The organism is Variovorax sp. AB1(2024) (assembly GCF_037482385.2).
GTDB lineage: Bacteria > Pseudomonadota > Gammaproteobacteria > Burkholderiales > Burkholderiaceae_C > Variovorax.
Map to the genome: position 1 here is coordinate 5,632,619 of NZ_JBBHKP020000001.1, position 19,734 is coordinate 5,652,352.

The 19,734-nt window shown below is 69.5% G+C and carries 21 protein-coding genes; 5 read left to right on the top strand and 16 right to left on the bottom strand.

What is annotated here, in order from left to right; genetic code table 11:
• Positions 1-6: 6 nt before the first annotated feature.
• The 5 genes from WIX39_RS26530 to WIX39_RS26550 are packed head-to-tail and all read right to left on the bottom strand — an operon-like array spanning position 7 to position 3,544.
• On the bottom strand, positions 7-1,005 hold the full coding sequence (locus WIX39_RS26530) for a biotin-dependent carboxyltransferase family protein (protein ID WP_409196277.1): 999 nt from the start codon (positions 1,003-1,005) through the stop codon (positions 7-9).
• Complete coding sequence (gene pxpB / locus WIX39_RS26535; RefSeq protein WP_081269907.1) at positions 1,002-1,664, bottom strand: 5-oxoprolinase subunit PxpB; 663 nt, start codon at positions 1,662-1,664, stop codon at positions 1,002-1,004. Before pxpB ends, WIX39_RS26530 begins: the two co-directional genes overlap by 4 nt.
• A gap of 6 nt (positions 1,665-1,670) precedes the next feature.
• A complete protein-coding gene (coaD, locus tag WIX39_RS26540) occupies positions 1,671-2,174 on the bottom strand; it encodes a pantetheine-phosphate adenylyltransferase (protein ID WP_081269908.1) in 504 nt (167 codons plus the stop codon).
• Positions 2,175-2,217: 43 nt separating this feature from the next.
• Entirely contained in the window at positions 2,218-2,865 is a 648-nt protein-coding gene (locus WIX39_RS26545; protein WP_285412972.1) for an RsmD family RNA methyltransferase, read from the bottom strand.
• Positions 2,866-2,908: 43 nt separating this feature from the next.
• Positions 2,909-3,544, bottom strand: coding sequence for a LysE/ArgO family amino acid transporter (locus tag WIX39_RS26550; RefSeq protein ID WP_409196278.1), 636 nt, complete (start codon positions 3,542-3,544; stop codon positions 2,909-2,911).
• 78 nt (positions 3,545-3,622) lie between these two features.
• Here WIX39_RS26550 and WIX39_RS26555 point away from each other — a divergent pair, with 78 nt between their 5' ends.
• A complete protein-coding gene (locus WIX39_RS26555; protein ID WP_409196279.1) occupies positions 3,623-4,537 on the top strand; it encodes a LysR family transcriptional regulator ArgP in 915 nt (304 codons plus the stop codon).
• A gap of 5 nt (positions 4,538-4,542) precedes the next feature.
• Here WIX39_RS26555 and WIX39_RS26560 read toward each other — a convergent pair whose 3' ends face one another.
• Together WIX39_RS26560 and WIX39_RS26565 are read right to left on the bottom strand one after the other, a co-directional pair.
• On the bottom strand, positions 4,543-5,925 hold the full coding sequence (locus tag WIX39_RS26560) for a M16 family metallopeptidase (protein WP_409196280.1): 1,383 nt from the start codon (positions 5,923-5,925) through the stop codon (positions 4,543-4,545).
• A 14-nt stretch (positions 5,926-5,939) separates the two neighbouring features.
• Positions 5,940-7,388, bottom strand: coding sequence for a M16 family metallopeptidase (locus WIX39_RS26565; RefSeq protein ID WP_409196281.1), 1,449 nt, complete (start codon positions 7,386-7,388; stop codon positions 5,940-5,942).
• Between the two features lie 29 nt (positions 7,389-7,417).
• Between WIX39_RS26565 and ftsY the strand changes: the two genes are divergently transcribed.
• The gene (ftsY, locus tag WIX39_RS26570) at positions 7,418-8,689 is read left to right on the top strand and encodes a signal recognition particle-docking protein FtsY (protein WP_409196282.1); all 1,272 of its coding nucleotides are present in this window, start codon (positions 7,418-7,420) and stop codon (positions 8,687-8,689) included.
• A gap of 94 nt (positions 8,690-8,783) precedes the next feature.
• Here the strand turns inward: ftsY and WIX39_RS26575 are convergent, their stop codons facing one another.
• The 3 genes from WIX39_RS26575 to WIX39_RS26585 all read right to left on the bottom strand — a co-directional run bounded on the left by WIX39_RS26575 (position 8,784) and on the right by WIX39_RS26585 (position 12,521).
• The gene (locus tag WIX39_RS26575) at positions 8,784-9,788 is read right to left on the bottom strand and encodes a hypothetical protein (protein ID WP_409196283.1); all 1,005 of its coding nucleotides are present in this window, start codon (positions 9,786-9,788) and stop codon (positions 8,784-8,786) included.
• Between the two features lie 194 nt (positions 9,789-9,982).
• A complete protein-coding gene (locus WIX39_RS26580; RefSeq protein ID WP_106937681.1) occupies positions 9,983-11,749 on the bottom strand; it encodes an ATP-binding response regulator in 1,767 nt (588 codons plus the stop codon).
• Positions 11,750-11,795: 46 nt separating this feature from the next.
• Positions 11,796-12,521, bottom strand: a complete 726-nt coding sequence (locus WIX39_RS26585) for a response regulator transcription factor (protein WP_106936894.1) — start codon at positions 12,519-12,521, stop codon at positions 11,796-11,798.
• 185 nt (positions 12,522-12,706) lie between these two features.
• Between WIX39_RS26585 and WIX39_RS26590 the strand changes: the two genes are divergently transcribed.
• Together WIX39_RS26590 and rpoH are read left to right on the top strand one after the other, a co-directional pair.
• On the top strand, positions 12,707-13,171 hold the full coding sequence (locus WIX39_RS26590; protein WP_106936893.1) for a DUF962 domain-containing protein: 465 nt from the start codon (positions 12,707-12,709) through the stop codon (positions 13,169-13,171).
• 98 nt (positions 13,172-13,269) lie between these two features.
• Positions 13,270-14,211: an RNA polymerase sigma factor RpoH gene (gene rpoH / locus WIX39_RS26595; protein ID WP_081269917.1), complete on the top strand. Its 942-nt coding sequence runs from the start codon at positions 13,270-13,272 to the stop codon at positions 14,209-14,211.
• 48 nt (positions 14,212-14,259) lie between these two features.
• Here rpoH and WIX39_RS26600 read toward each other — a convergent pair whose 3' ends face one another.
• Genes WIX39_RS26600 through WIX39_RS26625 form a run of 6 tightly spaced genes read right to left on the bottom strand, consistent with a single transcriptional unit; the run spans position 14,260 to position 19,439 of the window.
• Positions 14,260-15,084 carry a DNA alkylation repair protein gene (locus WIX39_RS26600; RefSeq protein ID WP_106936892.1) on the bottom strand — a complete coding sequence of 275 codons (825 nt, stop codon included), beginning with the start codon at positions 15,082-15,084 and terminating at the stop codon, positions 14,260-14,262.
• 13 nt (positions 15,085-15,097) lie between these two features.
• Positions 15,098-15,715, bottom strand: a complete 618-nt coding sequence (locus WIX39_RS26605; protein WP_081269919.1) for an SCO family protein — start codon at positions 15,713-15,715, stop codon at positions 15,098-15,100.
• 13 nt (positions 15,716-15,728) lie between these two features.
• Entirely contained in the window at positions 15,729-16,634 is a 906-nt protein-coding gene (gene cyoE, locus WIX39_RS26610) for a heme o synthase (protein ID WP_106936891.1), read from the bottom strand.
• Complete coding sequence (locus WIX39_RS26615) at positions 16,631-17,866, bottom strand: COX15/CtaA family protein (protein ID WP_409196284.1); 1,236 nt, start codon at positions 17,864-17,866, stop codon at positions 16,631-16,633. Before WIX39_RS26615 ends, cyoE begins: the two co-directional genes overlap by 4 nt.
• Before the next feature lie 33 nt (positions 17,867-17,899).
• Positions 17,900-18,580 (bottom strand): hypothetical protein, encoded by a 681-nt coding sequence (locus WIX39_RS26620; protein WP_081269922.1) that lies wholly within the window; start codon positions 18,578-18,580, stop codon positions 17,900-17,902.
• On the bottom strand, positions 18,567-19,439 hold the full coding sequence (locus tag WIX39_RS26625; RefSeq protein WP_106936889.1) for an SURF1 family protein: 873 nt from the start codon (positions 19,437-19,439) through the stop codon (positions 18,567-18,569). The genes WIX39_RS26620 and WIX39_RS26625 overlap by 14 nt, the downstream gene beginning before the upstream one ends.
• A gap of 27 nt (positions 19,440-19,466) precedes the next feature.
• On the opposite strand from WIX39_RS26625, the gene WIX39_RS26630 reads away from it, so the two are divergent.
• Positions 19,467-19,697, top strand: a complete 231-nt coding sequence (locus WIX39_RS26630; protein ID WP_081269924.1) for a twin transmembrane helix small protein — start codon at positions 19,467-19,469, stop codon at positions 19,695-19,697.
• Positions 19,698-19,734: the final 37 nt, after the last annotated feature.

The following is a 19,734-nucleotide window of genomic DNA, read 5'->3' on the forward strand; positions in this document are numbered from 1 at the left end:
GAAAGTCTATGCCCTGCCCGGCCAGCCTGTAGCGGCCAACCCCTGCGCCACCTGCGCAAGATAGCGCTGCTGCTGAGCCCATGCGGCCAGCGCCTGCGGCTGGTCGACCTGCACCAGCCGCAGCATGCCGTTCAGCGGCGCCTGCGCCAGCTTCCACAGGTCGGCGCGGATCACCACGCCGATGCGCGGGTAGCCGCCGGTGGTCTGCGCATCGCCCATCAGGATGATCGGCTGGCCCGACGGCGGCACCTGCACCGTGCCGGGGATGACGCCCGACGACAGCATGTCGCCGCCGCGCTTGCGCTTGAGCTCGGCGCCCGCGAGCCGGCTGCCCATGCGGTTGCTCTGGGGCGTGATGCGCCACCGCTCTCCCCACAGCAGTTCGCGCGCGGCCAGGGTGAACTGCTCGAACTCGGGGCCGGGCAGCACGCGCAGGGCGATGGCGCCGTCGGCTTCCGTGGAGCCCCAGTCCGGCCCGCGCACGCCGAAGGGGCGGCGGGCGAGTTGAGCGGCGTCGAGCCTGGGCGTGCCCAGCGGCAGGCGGTCGCCCTTGCGCAGCGGGCGCCCCTGGTGGCCGCCGAAGCCGGCCTTCAGGTCGGTGCTGCGCGAGCCCAGGATCTGCGGCACGTCGATGCCGCCCGCCACCGCGAGCCAGCCGCGCAGCCCGGCCTTCGCCGCGCCAGGCGAGTTCGCGCCGGAGAGCTTCAGGACCTGGCCGGCCGCCACCGGCACGCTCCAGCAGGCGCGCAGCGGCACGCCGTCGAGCCTGGCCGTGAAGTCGTCGCCGGTCAGCGCGATGCGCGTGGCGGCTTCGAAGCGAAGCTCGCAGCCGCCCATGGTGAGTTCGAGGCCCGCGGCGCCGTCGGCGTTGCCCACGAGCCGGTTGGCCAGCGTGAGCGAAAGCACGTCGAGCGCGCCGCCGGGGCAGATGCCGAGCTGGCGATGGCCGTGCCGCCCCAGGTCTTGCACCGACGCGAGCACGCCGGGTTTCTGGACGACGATCATGCCTGCACGCTTTCCGCGACGAAGCGCACGCGGTCGCCGGGGCGCAGCAGCGTGGGCGGTGCGGCCTTGGGGTCGAACAACTCGAGCGGGGTGCGCCCGATCAGTTGCCAGCCGCCGGGCGAGGCCAGCGGGTAGATGCCGGTCTGCTCGCCGCCGATGCCGACCGAACGCGCGGGCACCGCGGTGCGCGGCTCCGCCCGGCGCGGCGTGGCGAGTTCGGGTGGCAGGCCGCCCATGAAGGCGAAGCCCGGCAGGAAGCCGAGCAGGTACACGACGTATTCGCCCGCGCTGTGGCGCCGCACCACCTCGGCCGGCGTGAAGCCGGTGTGCGCCGCGACGTCCGCCAGGTCGGGCCCGTGCTCTCCGCCGTAGGCCACCGGGATCTCGACCAGCCGGCCCAGGGCGCCGCCGGACGGCAGCTTTGGCCAGGCCTCCAGCACGTGGGCCGTGAGAGTGTCGAGGTCGATCGCGGTCGGGTCGAAGGTCAGCGTGAGGTTGTTCATGCCCGGCAGCGTCTCGCCGACGCCCGGCCATTGGCGCGCACGCTCGGCGAGCGCCCAGATGCGCTGCTGCTGCGCCAGTGTGGCGGGCGCAGGCAGCTCGCACAAGAGCGCTGCATCGCCCAGGAGATGCAGCCGGGGCGGCGGGGTGCCGCTCATCGCGGCTTATTCACGGCCGAGGCTGCGAACCTTGGCGGCGAGCTGCTGCTCCACGTTGGGAGAGACAAACTTGTGGACCTCGCCGCCGAGCATGGCGATCTCGCGCACGAAGGTGCTGGAGATGAACTGGTACTTGTCGCTGGGGGTCAGGAACACGGTCTCGACGTCGGGCATCAGCGAACGGTTCATGCCCGCGAGCTGGAACTCGTAGTCGAAGTCGGTCACGGCGCGCAGGCCGCGCACCATGGCCTTGCCGCCGCGCGCGACGACGAAGTCGCGCAGCAGGCCGGAGAAGCTCTCGACAGTGACCTGGTCGCTGTAGGGCTTCACCGCCTCGCGGGCCATGTCCATGCGCTCGGACAGCGTGAAGAGCGCCTTCTTGTGGTGGCCCGCCGCGACGGCGACGATCACCTTGGAGAAGAGCTGGGTTGCGCGCCGCACCACGTCCTCGTGACCGAGGGTGATGGGGTCGAAAGTGCCGGGGTAAACCGCGATCACGTTGCTGGCCATGGTTGCTTCTTCCTCATGCTGCCGATGCGGCTTGTTCGGCGGATTATGCAGTCCCCTCCGGAGCGGGCCGAAGCAGATGGGCATGCACGGCGCCGGCCTTCAGGTAACGGAAGCCGGCGAGGCCGAAGGCGGCGAGCTCTTCGTCGCTCCAGCGGCGCGGCGCCTCCAGGTACACCGAGCCCCCGGCACGCAGCGCGCGCGCGGCGGCGCGCAGGGCGGGCTCGTAGAGCGCGGTGCTGTCGAACGGCGGATCGAGGAACACGGCGTCGAGGCTGCCGGCGGGGGTGCGCTCCAGCGCCGTCACGCCGTTGCCGCGCTCGATGCGCACGGCCTCGGCCGACAGCTTGGCCTTGGCGGCCTGCAGTTGAGCGACCAGCGCGGCATCCTGCTCGCACAGCAGCACGCTGGCGGCGCCGCGCGAGGCGGCTTCCAGGCCCAGCGCGCCGGTGCCGGCGAAGGCGTCGACGCAGTGCCAGCCCGGCAGCTCGCCGCCGCCGGCCCCGGCCAGGCTCGCGAGCCAGTTGAAGAGGGTTTCGCGCACGCGGTCGGGCGTGGGGCGCAGGCCGGGCTTGTCGGCCACGGCGAGGCGGGTGCGCTTCCATTCGCCGCCGATGATGCGCACCTCGCTGGGCTTCGATGGGCGCCTGGTTGCGGCGGGACGGGCGGCTGGGGCGGCTTTCTTCTGGGGCATGCGGCGAGCTTAACGCCCGGCGCCCCTCGGCCCGGAGCCCACTTCAGAGCCCGCTGAAGGCGCGATGGGCCAGCATGGCGGCCAGCAGGAGCATGGTGCCGCCGATGAGCCCGTCGAGCATCTGCCAGGCGCGCGGCCGGGCGAACACCGGCGCGAGCAGGCGCGCACCGAAGCCCAGCGAGGTGAACCACAGCGCGCTGGCCGTGGCCGCGCCCGCCACGAACCAGACCTTCAGCGGCCCCGCGTACTGCGCGCCGGCACTGCCCACGAGCAGCACGGTGTCGAGGTAGACATGCGGATTGAGCAGCGTGAAGCCTGCGGCCTGCGCGACCACGGCCGCGCGCGACAGCGACACGCCCTGCGCGCTGGCCTGCAGCGCGGCGGGCCGGCGCGAACGCCACAGGGCCTTCAGTCCATAAGTGCAGAGAAAGACGGCGCCGAATGCCGCCAGCACGGTCGCAAGCATCGGGCGGCCCTTCAGCGCCTGCGCCATGCCGGCCACCCCGGCGCCGATCAGCACAGCGTCGCTGGCCGCGCAGAACAGCACCACCGCGCCCACGTGCTCTCGGCGCAAGCCCTGGCGCAGCACGTAGGCGTTCTGCGCGCCGATGGCGACGATGAGGACCAGGCTCATGAAGAGCCCGTTGGCGAAGGCGGGGGTGGCTTGTACGGCTTGCATGGTCCGAGCTTGCGGCTTGCACACGGTTAATTCAAACTAAACCTTCTAACGCCGATTCAGTTTTACTTCATCGCCATCATGCTCGACTATGCCGCCCTGAACGCCCTCGCAGCCGTCGTGCGCGAGGGCAGCTTCGAACGCGCGGCCCGCGCGCTCCACGTCACGCCGTCGGCGGTGTCGCAACGCATCAAGCAGCTCGAAGAGCGCACCGGCGGCGCCTTGCTCGTGCGCGGCCAGCCCTGCGTGGCGACCGAGGCGGGGCTGCAGCTGTGCCGGCATGTCGAGCGCGTGGGCATGCTGGAGCACGAACTGCGCGACGCCATGCCCGTGCTGGGCATGGGCAGTGGCGAGGCCGGCGACGAGCGGCTGACGGTGCGCGTGGCCGTCAACGCCGACAGCCTGGCGACCTGGTTCATCGCGGCGGCGGCAGCCTTCACCGCGCAGGCACGGACGGTGCTGCTCGACCTCACGGTGGACGACCAGGACCACACGGCCGAGCGGCTGCGCAGCGGTGCGGTGCTGGCGGCCGTCACGGCGCTGGCGAAGCCGGTGGCGGGCTGCAACAGCGAGGCGCTGGGCACGGTGCACTACGTGGCGGCCGCGAGCCCGGCATTCGTGCGCGACCATTTCGCCAGGGGCGTGGGAGCGCGCACGCTGGCGAACGCGCCGAGCCTGGTGTTCGACCGCAAGGACCGGCTGCAGGCGCGCTGGGTGCGGCGCATCTGCCACCGCAATGTCGAGACGCCGCGGCACTGGGTGCCCTCGCCCACCGCCTTCGTCGAGGCGGCGTGCGCCGGCATGGGCTGGGGCATGCATCCGGCCAGCATGGTGGCCGGCGCCATCCGCGAAGGCAGGCTGGTGGAACTGGTGCCCGGCTCGACGCTGCCGGTGCCGCTCTACTGGCAGCAGGCGCGCGCGGCGCCGCGCCTGCTGGAAAAACTCGGCGCCGCCGTTCGCGCGGCCGCCAGCCAGGGGCCGCACGCCCTGGCCTAGTCGCTTTACTGCGGCTGCGCCTTGGCGGAGGCCTGTGCGGGCTTGCCGCCCACCACCACCGTCACCATGCGCTCCGGCTGCAGCTTGCGCTGGAAGGCGGCCTTGATGTCGGCCGCCGTGACCGCGTTCATGCGCGCGGTCCATGTGTCGAGGTAGTCCAGCGGCAGGTCGTGCCAGGCGATGTTGGCCACGTTACCGATCAGCTTGCGGTTGCTGTCGAGCAGCAGCGGGAAGCCGCCGATCACGTTGTCCTTGGCGGCCTTCAGCTCGGTGGCGGTCGGGCCTTCGGCCACGAACTTCGCGAGCACCTCGCGCGACACCTTCACCGCTTCCTCGGCCTGGTCGGGCCGGGTCTGGAAGCCGATGCGGAACGCGCCCGCCTCGAGCCCCGGCGCGAAGCCGCTGTAGATGCTGTAGGTGAGCCCGCGCTTCTCGCGCACCTGGTCGGTCAGCCGCGACACGAAGCCGCCGCCTCCGAGCACGTAGTTGCCCAGCGTGAGCGCGAAGTGGTCCGGGTCCTTGCGCGGATAGCCGGGCTGGCCGATGAAGACATGGGCCTGCGCCGAGTCGAACGGAATGCGCTCTTCCTTCGGCGCGGTCAGCGCGGCCACGGGCGCGATGGCCGGCAGCGGCGTGCAGGCCTCCGGTCCGGGCAGGCGCGACAGCAGCGTGTTGGCGAGCGTCTCGGCCTCGGCGCGCGTGACGGCGCCGACGATGCTGAGCTTGGCGCGGCACGGCACCATCAGCTGCTCGTAGCGCTGGCGCATGGCGGCGGTGTCGATGCGCGCCAGCGTTTCCTCGGTCACTTCCTGGCCGTAGGGATGCGTGCCGTACACCGTCTGCGCGAAGGCGCGGCCCGCAACGGTCGCGGGCTTGGTGTTGGCCTCCTTGATGGCGGCGTTGATACGCTCGCGCTCGCGCTGCCACACGTCGTCGGGGAAGGCCGGCTCGCCGATCTCGCGCGAAGCCAGCGCGACGGCCTTGTTCAGCAGCGCCGGGTCGGACAGCGTGCGCAGCGAATAGCTGGTGCGGTCGGTGCCGGCGCTCACGTCGAAGCTGGCGCCCAGGTCGGCCCAGGCTTCGCCGAGGGCATTCTGGTCGAGCGCGGGCTCGCCGCCCTTGCCTGCGCGCACGCCCTTCTCGACCATCGCGGCCGTGGTGCTGGCGAGGCCGGCCTGCGGTGCCGGGTCGCGTCGGCTGCCGGCGTCGAAGTCGAGCTGCATGTCGACGATCGGCAGCGCGTTGGTCGACACCAGATAGATCTTGGCGCCGTTGGCGAGCGTCCAGTGCTGGATGGGCAGCGCGGCATGCGCGCCGGTCATGCCCGTGAGGGCCGCCACGCCTGCGAACAGCAGGGCGCATGCGGTTTTCTTGAGAGTCTTCGTCATGGAATCGGGACCTTTCAGCGCAGCTCGCCCGCGGGCGCAGCGAAACCGCGGCCGCGCTTGGGCTCGGGCGGCAGGGGCCGCAGCGTGGCGACCGTGAGCTGGTCGTCGCCGAAGTACTTCGCGGCCACGGCCTGCACCTGCGCGGCCGTGACGGCTTGCAGCCGCGCGACGATGCGTTCGCTGGCGTCCAGCGGCAGCCCCTGGATCCAGTTGCTGCCGAGTTCGCGCGCCTGCGCCATCACCGAGTCGCGCTTGTAGGTTTCGCTCGCCACCCATTGCGTCTTGACCCGGGCCAGCTCCGCTTCGCCCACGCCTTCCTTGGCGATGCGCGCCACCTGCGCGCGCAAGGCGGCCTCGACCGCCTCGGCGCTCTTGCCGGCGGCCGGCACGCCTTCGAGCACGAAGAGCTGCGGCCCGCGGCCGATGAAGCCCGCATAGGCGCCGGCCGAATCGGCGACGCGGTCGGGGCCCTGCGTGAGCGCGCGGTCGAGCCGCGCGCCGGCATAGCCGTCGAGCACGGCGGACAGCACCACCAGCGCCCAGGAGTCGCTGTTCACGTCGTCGATGTTCGCGATCTGCGGCACGCGGTAGGCCAGCGACACATAGGCCTGCTCGGCGGGCGCCTTGAATTCGAGGCGGCGGATGCCGCGCTGCACCGGCTCCACGCGCGGCTTGCGCACGGGCACCGCGCGCGAGGGGATGCGGCCGTAGTACTTCTCGGCCATCGCGCGGACCTGGGCCACGTCGACGTCGCCGGCCACCACCAGCACGGCGTTGGCGGGCACGTACCAGCGCTGGTGGAAGTCGCGCACGTCGGCCGGGGTCATGGCGTCGAGGTCGCTCATCCAGCCGACCACGGGGCGGTGGTAGGGCGACGCGATGAAGACGGCGGCGTTCTGCTGCTCGCCGAGCAGGGCGCGCGGCTGGTCTTCGGTGCGCAGGCGGCGCTCTTCCTTGACGACTTCGATCTCGCGCTTGAACTCGTCGTCGGGCCACTGGTTGTTGGCGAAGCGGTCGGATTCGAGCTTCATCACCTGCTCGAGGCTGCCGACCGGGATCTGCTGGTAGTAGCCGGTGTAGTCGCGGGTGGTGAAGGCGTTTTCCTGGCCGCCGAGGGCCGCCACGCGGCGCGAGAACTCGCCGGGCTTGATGTCCCTGGTGCCCTTGAACATCATGTGTTCGAGCGCATGTGCGACGCCGGAGGTGCCGTCGACTTCGTCGAGGGAGCCGACGCGCACCCAGACCATCTGCACCGCTGTGGGCGAGCGCCGGTCGGGCTGGACGATCAGCGTCATGCCGTTGGCAAGGGTGAATTGCTGGGGTCCCGGCGCAGCCGCGGCGGCGGCGGACGAAGCGGCGGGGGCCGGAGTGGACTGGGCCTGCGCAGGCATGGCCCACGGCGCCACGAGCGCCATCGCCAGCACCGCACCAGACGCAGCACGGCGTGGCGGGAGGTGTTTCATAGAATGGGTCGGATTGTAAAAAGCTCCTGATGTTCAGTTTCTTCAAGAAAAAACCGCCTGCCGATGCCCCGGTCGCGCCGGCGCTCCCTCCGGCCGCCGCGCCAGCGCCTGCCCCGGAGCCCGCGCCCACGCGCTCGGTGTTCTCGCCTTCGAGCTGGTTCGGCTCGAAGCCTGCAGCGGAGGAAGCGCCTGCTGCGCCTGCATCGGCCCCTGCTCCAACGCCCGCTCTGGCACCTGCACCAGCACCGGCCGCCCCTGCGCCGGTCGTCGCGGCGCCGGCGCCAGCCCCGGTGGTGGCCGCTCCGCCTGCGGCACTGGCGCCTGTCTTCGCTCCCGCGCCAGCTCCGGCGCCTGCCCCCGTCCCGGCTCCCTCCCCGGTCGCCTCGGCGCCGGCGGTCCCCGAGCGCAAGAGCTGGCTCGACAAGCTCAAGACCGGCCTGCGCAAGACCGGCACCGGCATCCAGGCCGTCTTCGTCAACGCCCAGATCGACGACGCACTCTATGAAGAGCTCGAGTCCGCTTTGCTGATGGCCGACACCGGCGTCAAGGCGACCGAGTACCTGCTCGAAGACCTGCGCGGCCGCGTCAAGCGCCAGATGGCCACCGACGCGGCCCAGGTCAAGGTCCTGCTCGCCGAGGCGATCGCCGACCTGCTCAAGCCGCTGGAGAAGCCGCTGGTCATCGGCCAGTTCACGCCCACCGTCATCATGGTGGCCGGCGTCAACGGCGCGGGCAAGACCACTTCCATCGGCAAGCTCACCAAGCACCTGGCCACCGAAGGCGCCTCGGTGCTGCTGGCCGCGGCCGACACCTTCCGGGCTGCCGCACGCGAGCAATTGCTGGTCTGGGCCGACCGCAACACGGTCGAGATCGTGAGCAACGAGGGCGGCGACCCCTCCGCCGTGAGCTTCGACGCGGTGAACGCCGGCAAGGCGCGCGGCAAGGACGTGGTGCTGGTCGACACGGCCGGCCGCCTGCCGACGCAGCTGCACCTGATGGACGAGCTCAAGAAGATCAAGCGCGTCGTCACCAAGGCCGACGCCACGGCGCCGCACGAGGTGCTGCTGGTGATCGACGGCAACACCGGCCAGAACGCGCTCGCGCAGGTCAAGGCCTTCGACGAGACGCTGGGCCTCACGGGCCTGATCGTCACCAAGCTCGACGGCACGGCCAAGGGCGGCGTGCTGTGCGCCATTGCGCGCGAAAGGCCGATCCCGGTGTACTTCATCGGCGTGGGCGAGAAGCTGGAAGACCTGGAGACCTTCGACGCGCGCGAGTTCGCGCAGGCGCTGCTCGGCTGACGCGGTCCGTGCCCCACCCATAAAAAAACGGCCCCGGCTTGCACCGGGGCCGTTTCTCTTTTCTTCTTTTCCTCTCTTCTCCCCCCTCGCCGGGTCAGAGACCGAACGGCGATGTCGGCATGCACAGGGCGGGCCCCGTGCAATTGCTGGCCTTGTAGTAGTAGTTGCGCGTCAGCGAGTTCACGATCATCGGGCCGATGAGGGCGAAGCCGGTCGCGCCCAGCGTGTTCGACTGCTCGATCTCCGCTGCCAGCGTGTCCTTCGGAACCAGCGCCTGGTAGGTGAAGGTGCTGGACTGCGAAAGGTCCTTGGCGAAGATGTTCCCGAAGCTGTACGGCCCCCTGAAGCGGAAGCCGCGAGCGCCCGCCTCCTCGAACTGCGCCAGGGTCGCGCCGACGTCGGATGCGTCGTCTTTCACTTCATAGGCGAACGTGGAATTGCCGACCGAGCTCTTCTCGAAGACCGCGACCATCGCCGAGCCGAACCCGTAGGCCGGCGCGGTATTGAAGTAGCCCTCCGCGCCCTGCGCGTTGCCACGGGCGATGAAGTCGGACCTGCTGGCCGCCGCGGCCTCGGTGCGGTAGGTGTAGGTGGCGCTGGTGCCGCTGTCCTTGCGATAGATCATCACCGGCACGTTGTTCACGCTGCTTGCGCCGGCCCAGCGATAGCCGCGCCCGCCCGCTTCGTTGGCCTGGGCCAGGAAGGCATCCGCGTCCGCCGGCGTCGCCTTCGTCTCGTAGACGTAGGTGATGTCGCCGGTCTTGTAATAGACGTTGGCGCCGGCACCGGACTGGGCCGCCGTCAACGCGCCGAGGAACCTGTAGCCCTTCGCACCTTCGGTATTGAGGTCGTTCAGGAAAGCCGCGCCATCGGCTGGATACGGCACCTGCTCGTACAGGAAGGTGCTGGTGGCCGGCGCGGGCGCGGGCGCAGGGGCTGGCGCGGGGGGCTCCGCGGGCGGCGGAGCGGGAGCGGGAGGCGGGGACGGGAGCACGCCGATGGGCGCAAAGCTGTTGCCATCGTTGCCGCCGCCGCCGCAAGCCGCCAGGGCAAGCGTCGCCGCGACTGCTGCGGCTACCGCCGCGAGTCTGAACTTCATTGGGGAAAAACCTCCGGAATCCATGTGTTGTGAGCGCTCTGGCAAGAGGACTTGGACAGGGTGTCCAAGACGCCAGTGCCCCGCTAAGTTAATGCGCAACCACGGTATTCGCCAGTGCCGAAAGTCATTTCATCTGTCGGCTACAGATGCCATTGGCACTCAATTAATACCAATAGGCTCAAAAATCGAATGGACTACCGGGCCGCCGCAAGTTCCGCCATCGCACGCAGCAGCGATTCGGCGGCCACCGGCTTGAACAGCACCGGCACGCGCGATTCGCGCACGCGCTGCAGCCGGTCCGGCGAGGTTTCGCCGGTGATGAGCAGCAGCGGCGTGGCCGTCGTGCCCTGGTTCGCGGCCTGGCTCAGGCGCAAGCCGGCGTCGAGCCCGTCCGCGCCGTCGGCCAGCCGGTAGTCGCACAGCAGCAGATCGAAGGGACGGCCTTCGGCGGCGGCCTGCTTCAATGCCTCGGCCGCGGCTTCCTCGCTGTCGACGGCATGCGCATCGACGGCATGGGAGCGCAGCAGCCCCACCATGGCCTCGCGGATTTCCAGTTCGTCGTCGAGCAGCAGCACGCGCCCGGGCAACGCGGACTCGGGGTTGCCGCCACGCAGCGCCGATGCGGCCCCCGCGACGGACGCCGATGCGGCCGCCGACCGTGCCGGCGCCTTCACCGCGGGCACCACCACGCGGAAAAATGTGCCGCGCCCCGGCCGCGAATGCATCTGCACCGGATGGCCGAGCAGCCGCGACAGCCGCTGCACGATCGACAGCCCGATGCCCAGCCCGCGCGAACGGTCGCGGCCTGGATTGTTGATCTGATAGAACTCCTCGAAGATCCGGCTCGACTGTTCGGGCGCGATGCCGATGCCGCTGTCGCGCACCTCGATCCACACGGTTTCGCCGCGGTCGCGCGCCGTCACGGTCACGCCGCCGCGTGCCGTGTATTTCAGCGCGTTGTCCATCAGGTTGGACAGCATGCGGTGCAGCAGTTGCGGATCGCTGTGCACCCACAGGCCGCTGGCGAGCACGCGCAGTTGCAGCTGCTTGTGTTCGGCCCGGGCCGCGAAGGTGTGATTGAGCGGCAGGAACAGCGCGTCGAGCTGCACCGGCTGCGGCACCGGTGTGACCACGCCCGCGTCGAGCCGCGAGACGTCGAGCATCGTGTCGAGCGATGCACCCAGCGCATTCACCGCGCGCATCAGGCGCTCGGCATTTCTGCGCTCTGGGCGGTCGCGCAGTTCGTTTTCCAGCGCGGCGCCGAACAGCGCGATGGCGTGCAGCGGCTGGCGCAGGTCGTGGCTGGCGGCGCCGAGAAAACGCGTCTTTTCTTCGCTGGCGCGTTCGGTGGCGGCAATCTGCTCGCCGAGCCGTGCGGCAAGCGCCTCGTTCTCGAAGCGCAGCAGGAGCGACTCGGTGAGCAGCTTGTGCTGGCCGACGCCCGCATGCAGCGTCAGGAGCAGGTAGGCGGCGCCGGCCGCCGCCAGGAAGAGGTGCAGGCCGTCGCCCTGCCAGGCGAGCGCGGTGATCATGCCCAGCGACATCGGCATCGTGTAGCCGAACAGCGCCGGCTTCAGCGGCCAGAGCGACTGGGCCGCGCGAGCGCAGCTGCCGACGATCACGGCCATCAGCAGCGACGTCATGGGCAGGTTTTCGTGCGGCACGATGAGCCAGGGCACCACGGCGGTGACCATGCTCACCAGCGTGACCATGCGCGAGATCTTGCGCGCCCAGTAGGCGCTTTCGCGCGCCGGCCGCTCGGGCGTCCAGCGCGGGGTGAAGAGCACGTAGATGTCGGCGATCAACAGCGCGGCGAGCCAGAACAGCAGGCTCGGGTCTTTCAGCTGCGAATAGATGATGGCGCCGAACACCAGCACGAACGCCATGTGCGTCAGCGTCGAGACGATGTAGGTGCTGTAGACCGAGGCGATGCTCTCGCGCAGCACCCGCTGGCCGAGCATGTAGTCGGCGGACGGCTCGCTCGGCGCCACGGTCGGTGCGCTCAAATCAGTGCAGGGTGCTGATCAGCTGGGCACGCGATCGCATGCCGAACAGCAGCAGGATGGTCGAGACGTGGTTCTTCACGGTGCCTTCGCTCAGGTTCGCAAGCTGCGCGATTTCCTTGTTCGCCTTGCCTTCGAGCACCCATTGCAGCACCTGCATCTGGCGCGGCGTGAGCTCCTGCCAGGCGCTGGCATGGGGGAATTCGGCATGGCCGGCGAGCGGCCTGGAAAAGGCCGGCGGCGGGGGTTCGGCGGCGCCGGGCGCCGAGGGGTCGAGCAGGCCGCAGGCGCGGATGAAGCTCACCACTTCCTTCAGGTCGGCCGACTTGGGCAGGAAGGCTGCCGCGCCCAGCGCCAGCACGCCCTGCGCCAGCGTGCTGTTTCCGGTGCCCGAGAGCACCACGATGCGCGCGTCGGGAAAGCGCTGGCGGAAGTCGGCCAGGCCGCTCAGGCCGCGCGTGTCCGGCAGCGCCAGGTCGAGCAGCACGAGGCCGATGGACGCCTGGTGGGTTTCGTAGAGCACCAGCGCGTCGGCCACGTTGCCGGCCTCGAAAACCTCGATGCTCGCGCCGGAGGACGCCGCCTGCGCCTGGACCAGCGCGCAGACGCCGAGGCGCAGCAGGTCGTGGTCGTCCACGACGAGGATCGCGGTGGGTGCGGGGTTGGCGGCGGACGTGCCGGTCTCGGCGGCCGGATGCGGGGGCGTGGATGAGGTGTCGAGGGAAGCCACGCGCTTGATCTTAGCGGCGCGACGGCGCGATGAAAGTGCCCAAAGTCATTCTGTGCGCGCACCTGTAATGCTTTCAAGCTACTTTTTTGATAGCAAATACGCATCGGAAGCGCTCTTGCCATCGGGCTTTTCCGTGTGCACCATCGAAGCTCCGCCGCATCGAACGGCGCCCACGGAGACACGCCATGACGCACACCGCCGCCGCCCCGCTCGAATCGAGCGATCGCAAGGTCGACCGGCTGCTCGCCCACTACGAGGAGAGCCACCGGAACCCGACCAACGAACTGATCCATTTCGTGGCCATCCCGGCCATCATGCTGAGCATCGTCGGGCTGCTGTTCGCCATCCACCCATGGGTGGCGTACGTGTTCGTGGCGGCCAGCCTCGTGTACTACGCCCTGCTGCGGGCGCCCGCCTTCCTGCTGGCCATGGCCCTGCTCACCGCCATTGCCCTGGCGCTGGTCCATGCGATGGGCGGCCTTGTATTGCCGCTTTCGGCCGCTATCTTTGTAGTGGCCTGGATCTTTCAGTTCGTGGGCCACAAGCTGGAAGGCAAGAAACCTTCGTTCTTCGAAGACATCCAATACCTCTGGGTCGGCCCGCTGTTCGTTCTGTCGAAGCTCTTTCTCAAGCTAGGCATACGCTGGTAGCCTGGGGCTATCGGCGCGATAGAAACTCAAGGGAACCCTTGGTTTAGCACTCCCTCTAACCGAGTGCTAATATGGCCAACACAAAGGAGTTTCCCCTGATGACAACCCTGTCCGGAGTCTCTGCCAACCAGCTGGCCGTCGCCAACCCCTGGTCGATGGTTCCCCCGCTGGGCAACCTGGATGCTTACATTTCGGCCGCCAACCGCCTGCCGCTGCTCACGCTCGAAGAAGAGCAGGGCTTCGCTCGTAAATTGCGCGACCACAATGACCTCGAATCCGCCGGCGCGCTCGTGCTGTCGCACTTGCGCCTCGTGGTCTCCATCTCCCGCCAATACCTGGGCTACGGGCTGCCGCACGGCGACCTGATCCAGGAAGGCAACGTCGGCCTGATGAAGGCCGTGAAGCGTTTCGACCCCGACCAGGGCGTGCGGCTCGTGAGCTACGCCATGCACTGGATCAAGGCCGAAATCCACGAGTACATCCTGAAGAACTGGCGCATGGTCAAGGTCGCGACGACCAAGGCTCAGCGCAAGCTGTTCTTCAACCTGCGCTCGATGAAGCAAGGCTTCAAGGCCGACTCGGCCGCGGCCGACAACGGCACGCACCGCGACACGCTGAGCCCCGACGAGGTGTCGCAGATGGCGACCCGGCTCAACGTCAAGCCCGAAGAAGTGCTCGAGATGGAAACCCGCCTGTCGGGCGGCGACGTCATGCTCGACCCGGGCCCGTCGGACGACGGCGAAGAAGCCTTCGGGCCCATCGCCTACCTGGCCGACGCCACCCAGGAGCCGACCGCCCTGCTCGAATCGCAGCAGCGCGACCGCCTGTCGAGCGACGGCATCGCCACGGCGCTCGAAGCGCTGGACGACCGCAGCCGCCGCATCGTCGAGGAGCGCTGGCTCAAGGTGAACGACGACGGCTCGGGCGGCATGACGCTGCACGACCTGGCGGACGTGTATGGCGTGAGCGCCGAGCGCATTCGCCAGATCGAAGTCGCTGCCATGAAGAAGATGAAGAAGGCCCTCGCGGACTACGCGTAAGCCTCCTCTCTTCCCAGAATGAAAAAAGCCCGGTCACCCGGGCTTTTTTCATTTGGAGAGCGTACGCATCGCCCGTTTGGCGATGTAGCGGGTCTCGGGCGTGTCCGATTCGGCCAGCCACCGCGCGCAGAGCCGGTCGACCCACTCGCCCTGGCTCTTGCTCGCATCGTTGAGCCAGTTGGCCACCGAGTTCTGCACGTAGCGGCTCGGATCGGCGCGCAGCGGCTCCAGCAGCGGCAGCGCGAGCCAGGGCTCGGTCTTGAGCGCCTCGATCTGCGCGCACCACACGCCGCGCGGCCGCGTGAGTTCGCTGGCAAAACGGCGGATGTTGGGGTCGGCATCGAACACCCAGGGCTGCAGCAGCGCGAGTGCTTCGTCGAGCGAGGCGATGACCGCGTCGCGCACCGCCATCCATGCGATCTCGCGCACGCCGAAGTGCGGATCGGCGGCAAAGCGGCGCACGGCCTCCAGTTGCTGCGGCAGCGGCAGGCCCGAGAGCGTGACCCACTGCGCGGCCCAGCAGCGTGCCACGTCGCTCGCGTGCGTGGCCAGCCGGTGGGCGACGACGTCGCGCTCGGCGTGCAGCGCCGCGAGGTCGTAGAGCGCGCGGGCGATGTGCCCGTGCCGCTGCATCGGCTTGAACGCCGCCAGCATCGCGAGCGTATCGGCCAGCCGCTCGCTCTGCCCGTCGAGCCCGATGTGCCCTGCCACGCTGCGTGCCAGTTGCGGCAACTCCAGCGCCATGAATTCGTTGAGGTTGACGGTCTCGAGCAGCCCGTCGTTGAGCGCGCTCAGCACCTCCGGCGGAATCAGCGCGATCCGGAAGGCGCCCTTGCGCGCCTTCAAGTGCTCGACCGAGCCCATGGCATCCATTCGCCGGCCCCGCTCAGGAAGCGAGCAGGGTCTTCAGGTCCGACACCATGGCCGGCACGCCCGCGCCATAGCGTGCGTAGAGCCGCAGGCGGCCCTGGGTGTCGTACACGTAGCTGGCGGCCGAGTGGTCCATCGAATAGCTGGTCGGCGTCTTGCCCTCGACCTTCTTGTAGTAGACCTTGTAGTCCTTCGCGAGCGCGGCCAGTTCGTCGGCGGTCGGGATCAGCGCCACGAAGCTCGGGTCGAACGCGCCCATGTAGGCCTTGAGCACCTCGGCCGTGTCGCGCGCCGGATCGACGGTGACGAACAGCACCTGCAGCTTGTCGCCGTCCTTGCCGAGCTGCTGCTTGACCTGCGCCATCTCGGTCATGGTGGTCGGGCAGACGTCGGGGCACTGCGCGTAGCCGAAGAACATCACGACCACCTTGCCCTTGAAGTCGGCCATGGTGCGGACCTTGCCGTCGGCATCTTTCAGCGAGAAGTCTTTCGCGTAGTCGGCGCCGGTGATGTCCACCGCATTGAAGCTCTGCTTCTGTTCGCTGCAGGCGGAAAGCCCCAGGCCCAGGGTCGCGGCAACGCCCACCCAGCCGGCGCTTCCGGCGATCAATCTGAGAGCGTTCCGCTTGTTCATGGAAAAGACGTGTTCAGTGGATGTAGTGATCGACGAGCAGCGCCAGGAACAGCACGCTCAGGTGGATCAGCGAGAAGCGGAAGGTCTTTCGCGCCAGGGTGTCGGAGTAGTTGCGCCACAGCGCGAACGCATAGCCGGTGAAGCCGATGCTCACCGCCACGGCCACCGCCAGGTACAGCCAGCCGCTCATGCCGTAGATGAAGGGCATCAGGCAGGCCGCGAACAGGATGAAGGTATACAGCAGCACCTGCAGCCGCGTGAACTCGTTGCCGTGCGTGACGGGCAGCATCGGCAGGCCCGCCTTGCGGTAGTCCTCGACGCGGTAGAGCGCCAGCGCCCAGAAGTGCGGCGGCGTCCACAGGAAGATGATGAGGAAAAGAATCAGCGCCTCCGGGCCCACGTCGCCCGTCATCGCGGCCCAGCCCAGCACCGGCGGCATGGCGCCCGATGCTCCGCCGATCACGATGTTCTGCGGCGTCAGCGGCTTGAGGATCACGGTGTAGATCACCGCATAGCCGACGAAGGTGGCAAAGGTCAGCCACATGGTCAGCGGATTGACCGTGAACCACAGCAGCGCCGAACCCACGGCGCACAGCACCGCCGAGAAGACCAGCGCCTGCAGGTCGCTGAGCTGGCCGCGCGCGGTGGGGCGCCACGCGGTGCGCTTCATCTTGGCGTCGATGCCCTTCTCGACCAGGCAGTTGAAAGCCGCCGCCGCCCCCGCCACCAGCCAGATGCCGATGCAGGCCAGCGCGGCGCGCTGCACGTCGGCCCACGACGGCATGCCGGGCACGGCCAGCACCATGCCGATGAGGGCGCAGAACACGATCAGCTGAACCACGCGCGGCTTGGTCAGCGCGTAGAACTGGCGCAGCACGTTGGCGGTGCTGCTCTGCTGAACGGAAATCGGGGTACTCACGCGGCGGCCTTCCTCTGGTTGTTGTTGTCGCGACCGGTTGCATTGTCACTGGCGCGCGCCACGCGTGCCTCGGGCACGGCGCGCCGGCTCTCGCACAGGGCCCACGTCAGCACCACGGCCAGCGCCGCGGCACCCCCGGTGTGCAGCACGGCCGCCGCCAGCGGCCAGCCGAGCAGCACGTTGCCCAGGCCCGTGGCCAGTTGCAGCAGCGCAAGACCCGCCAGCCAGCGCGCTTGCGGTTTCAGCGTGTCGATGCGGCGCAGGCGCCATGCCAGCACGCCGAGCGCGGCGAACACGGCGTACGCCATCAGCCGGTGCGCATAGTGGATGGCGGTGAGCGCCGAGAAGTCGAGCGGCTGGCCTTCGCCGGTCACGCCGAGGTGACGCCAGATCTCGAAGCCCTGCGCGAAATTCATCGGCGGCCACCAGCTGTCCTGGCAGGTCGGGAACTGCGTGCATGCGAGCACCGCATAGTTGGTGCTGACCCAGCCGCCGAGCGCGATCTGCAGCACCAGCAGCACGGTGGTCGCGATGAGCCCGTTGCGCAGCGCCGGCGACACCGGCGTCGGCAGCCGGCGCGCGGCCGCCTGCCGGTAATGCACGGCCTGGATGCAGAGCAGCGCAAGCAGCACCACGGCGCCCAGCAGATGCAGCGTGACGATCGCGGGGAACAGCTTCCAGGTGACGGTGAGCGCGCCGAAGGCGCCCTGCAGGCAGACCCACACCAGGGTGAAGGCCGGCCACCAGGCGCTGAGCGTGGCGTGGTGATCGCCGTCCTCGGAAGATGACGACGGCTGTGGCGCGCGGCGCTGGCGGCGGCGCACGATCCAGGTCGCGCCTGCGAGCGTGAGGATCAGCACGCCGACGCCCGTTGCCAGGTAGCGGTGAACCATCTCGACCCAGGCCTTGCCATGCGTGACCGGACCGGTCGGCTGCGCACTCTGCACCATCGCGATCTCGTGGCGCGCACCGTGCGGACTGGCGTTGCCGTAGCAGCCGGGCCAGTCGGGGCAGCCCAGGCCCGAATCGGTGAGACGGGTGAAGGCGCCGAACAGGGTCAGGTCGAAAGTCAGGAACAGCGTGAGAACGGTCAGCGCATGCAGCCGGCGCGCCGGGCCTGCGCCCGCGTTGCGCCGCCAGACCCAGAGCAGCGGGCCGAGCGCGATCAGCACGCCCGCGGCCATGAGCCACGCGATCGGCGTGAGGTCGTAGAGCGAGCTCGTCGTGTCCATGCTGTGCTGCTTGCCTGTCTTGCTGCCGGCCTGTCAGCGGTCCGGCTTGTCCCACGACGCCGAGGCGCGCAGCAGGCGGTCGAGGTCGCGCTTGGCGCGGCTGGCGCCAGCGGCGTCCATGCGCGCGGGGAAACGCATCATCCAGTGGCCCATCGGGTCGACCACGTAGAGGTGTTCGGCCAGCGTGTGGCCCGACACGGGCACCAGCCACCTCGCCAGTTCGTCGGCCGGCACGCGCAGCACGGTCGCGCCGTGCAGGCCGTTGTTCAGCCGCTCGGGCACGGGCGCGGCGTCGCTCACGAGCCAGACGCGGTCCATGCGGTCTTTTTCGCGGCCCAGGCTTTCGCGCAGTTGCCGCTGCAGGTAGAGCTGCTGCTCGCACAGCGCATCGCAGGCGGCGTCGGCCACCGCGACCAGCAGCCACTGGCCCTTGAGGGTGGCCAGGTCGACCGGTGCGCCGTTGCGATCGGTGGCGATGAACTTCGGCAGCTCGCGCTGCGGGTCGATCAGCTCGCCGTAGACGCTGCGCCCCTCCGGCCGGATCACGTAGTAGGTGAAGTACGAGGCGATGACCGGCGCCGCGCACATCAGCATCACCGCGATCATCTTCCAGCGCCCGACGACCGTGCGCCGGCCCTCGGCGCCGTCGAGCGCCTGGTTCGGCGACGGCATCGAATGGACCGTCAGGCCCAGCGGCTCGTCAGAAGCGGCCATCGCGTGCGCGGCGTCTCGCGCGGCGGAAGGGTGTGATGAATTGGAACCAGACATAGAGGATGACGACGAGGGCCGACAGGCCGAACCACTGGAATGCGTAACCGTAGTGCCTCTCGAGGCCCAGCGCCGGGGCCGGCCAGTCTCGCTGCAAGCCCTCGGAGGCCGGCCCGGTCTGCTGCAGCGACACGTCGGTACGCAGCGGCATCTTGGTCTCGGCGCGGAAGGCCTCCAGGTCGAGATTTTGCCGGATGGGCGAATACCCTTCGACGGCCGGTGTCGGCGCGGCGGGCGCGGCCGGCGCGGGGGCTTCCGGCGCCGTTGCCGTTGCGGGCGCCGCTGCCGGTGCAGCGGGCGCGGGGGCGGGCGTGCCCAGCTCCAGCAGGTGGCTCGGGGGCGGCTCGAGCAGGCCCGTCACCTCGACGATGCCGGCCGGCGTGTCGACAGCGCCCAGCTTCGTGCGATCGACGAAGTTGCGCTGCACCCAGCCGCGCTGGACCATCACCGTCTGCTCGGTGCCCTCGAGCGCGAACGGCGTCAGCACGTAGAAGCCGGGCACGCCATGCATCTGGCGGTTGTCGAGGTACACGGTCTGCGGCGTGAGCCAGAGGCCGCGCAGGCGCACGGGGCGATGCAGTTCGTCGGAAGGCTGCTGCAGCGCCAGGAACTCGGCCTGGGTGAGCGGCGGCTTCTGCTTCTGGGCCTCGATGCTGGCCTGGAGCGCCTCTTTCTGCGCGGCGCGCGAGAGCTGCCAGCGGCCCAGCGAAACGGTGGCCGCCAGCGTCAGCACGGCGGCGACGGTGACCAGCCAGAAACGACCGGGGCGGCGCCGGTCTTCGGAATACAGGGGTTGGGGAGTCACTGGAGGAAGCGGGGCGTGCGGCCGATAATGCGGGTCATGAAATATTTCGTCGCCCTGGTGTTCGTGGGCATCTTCGCGAGCCTCGCGTTTGCCCTGTTCTTCATGCTGAAGGACGGGCGCAACGGGCGCGCCAAGAGCGGCGGCATGGCGCGCGCCCTCACCTTTCGGATCGGGCTCTCGGTATTTTTGTTCCTCTGCATGCTGCTCGCCTGGAAACTCGGCTACATCCAGCCCACCGGGCTCCCGCTCGGCAAGTAGCAGGTGGTGCTCGTTCCACGAGAACCATGAAAAAGGC

Bases quoted from the DNA above. Each gene is read 5' to 3' on its own strand.
- rpoH (WP_081269917.1), top strand. From the start codon at position 13,270: ATGACAACCCTGTCCGGAGTCTCTGCCAACCAGCTGGCCGTCGCCAAC.
- pxpB (WP_081269907.1), bottom strand. From the start codon at position 1,664: ATGAGCGGCACCCCGCCGCCCCGGCTGCATCTCCTGGGCGATGCAGCG.
- WIX39_RS26565 (WP_409196281.1), bottom strand. From the start codon at position 7,388: ATGAAACACCTCCCGCCACGCCGTGCTGCGTCTGGTGCGGTGCTGGCG.
- WIX39_RS26600 (WP_106936892.1), bottom strand. From the start codon at position 15,084: ATGGATGCCATGGGCTCGGTCGAGCACTTGAAGGCGCGCAAGGGCGCC.
- WIX39_RS26555 (WP_409196279.1), top strand. From the start codon at position 3,623: ATGCTCGACTATGCCGCCCTGAACGCCCTCGCAGCCGTCGTGCGCGAG.
- WIX39_RS26630 (WP_081269924.1), top strand. From the start codon at position 19,467: ATGCGGGTCATGAAATATTTCGTCGCCCTGGTGTTCGTGGGCATCTTC.
- WIX39_RS26580 (WP_106937681.1), bottom strand. From the start codon at position 11,749: ATGCTCGGCCAGCGGGTGCTGCGCGAGAGCATCGCCTCGGTCTACAGC.
- WIX39_RS26605 (WP_081269919.1), bottom strand. From the start codon at position 15,715: ATGAACAAGCGGAACGCTCTCAGATTGATCGCCGGAAGCGCCGGCTGG.
- WIX39_RS26615 (WP_409196284.1), bottom strand. From the start codon at position 17,866: ATGGACACGACGAGCTCGCTCTACGACCTCACGCCGATCGCGTGGCTC.
- WIX39_RS26560 (WP_409196280.1), bottom strand. From the start codon at position 5,925: ATGACGAAGACTCTCAAGAAAACCGCATGCGCCCTGCTGTTCGCAGGC.
- WIX39_RS26550 (WP_409196278.1), bottom strand. From the start codon at position 3,544: ATGCAAGCCGTACAAGCCACCCCCGCCTTCGCCAACGGGCTCTTCATG.
- WIX39_RS26620 (WP_081269922.1), bottom strand. From the start codon at position 18,580: ATGGCCGCTTCTGACGAGCCGCTGGGCCTGACGGTCCATTCGATGCCG.
- WIX39_RS26575 (WP_409196283.1), bottom strand. From the start codon at position 9,788: ATGAAGTTCAGACTCGCGGCGGTAGCCGCAGCAGTCGCGGCGACGCTT.
- WIX39_RS26545 (WP_285412972.1), bottom strand. From the start codon at position 2,865: ATGCCCCAGAAGAAAGCCGCCCCAGCCGCCCGTCCCGCCGCAACCAGG.
- ftsY (WP_409196282.1), top strand. From the start codon at position 7,418: ATGTTCAGTTTCTTCAAGAAAAAACCGCCTGCCGATGCCCCGGTCGCG.
- coaD (WP_081269908.1), bottom strand. From the start codon at position 2,174: ATGGCCAGCAACGTGATCGCGGTTTACCCCGGCACTTTCGACCCCATC.
- WIX39_RS26530 (WP_409196277.1), bottom strand. From the start codon at position 1,005: ATGATCGTCGTCCAGAAACCCGGCGTGCTCGCGTCGGTGCAAGACCTG.
- WIX39_RS26590 (WP_106936893.1), top strand. From the start codon at position 12,707: ATGACGCACACCGCCGCCGCCCCGCTCGAATCGAGCGATCGCAAGGTC.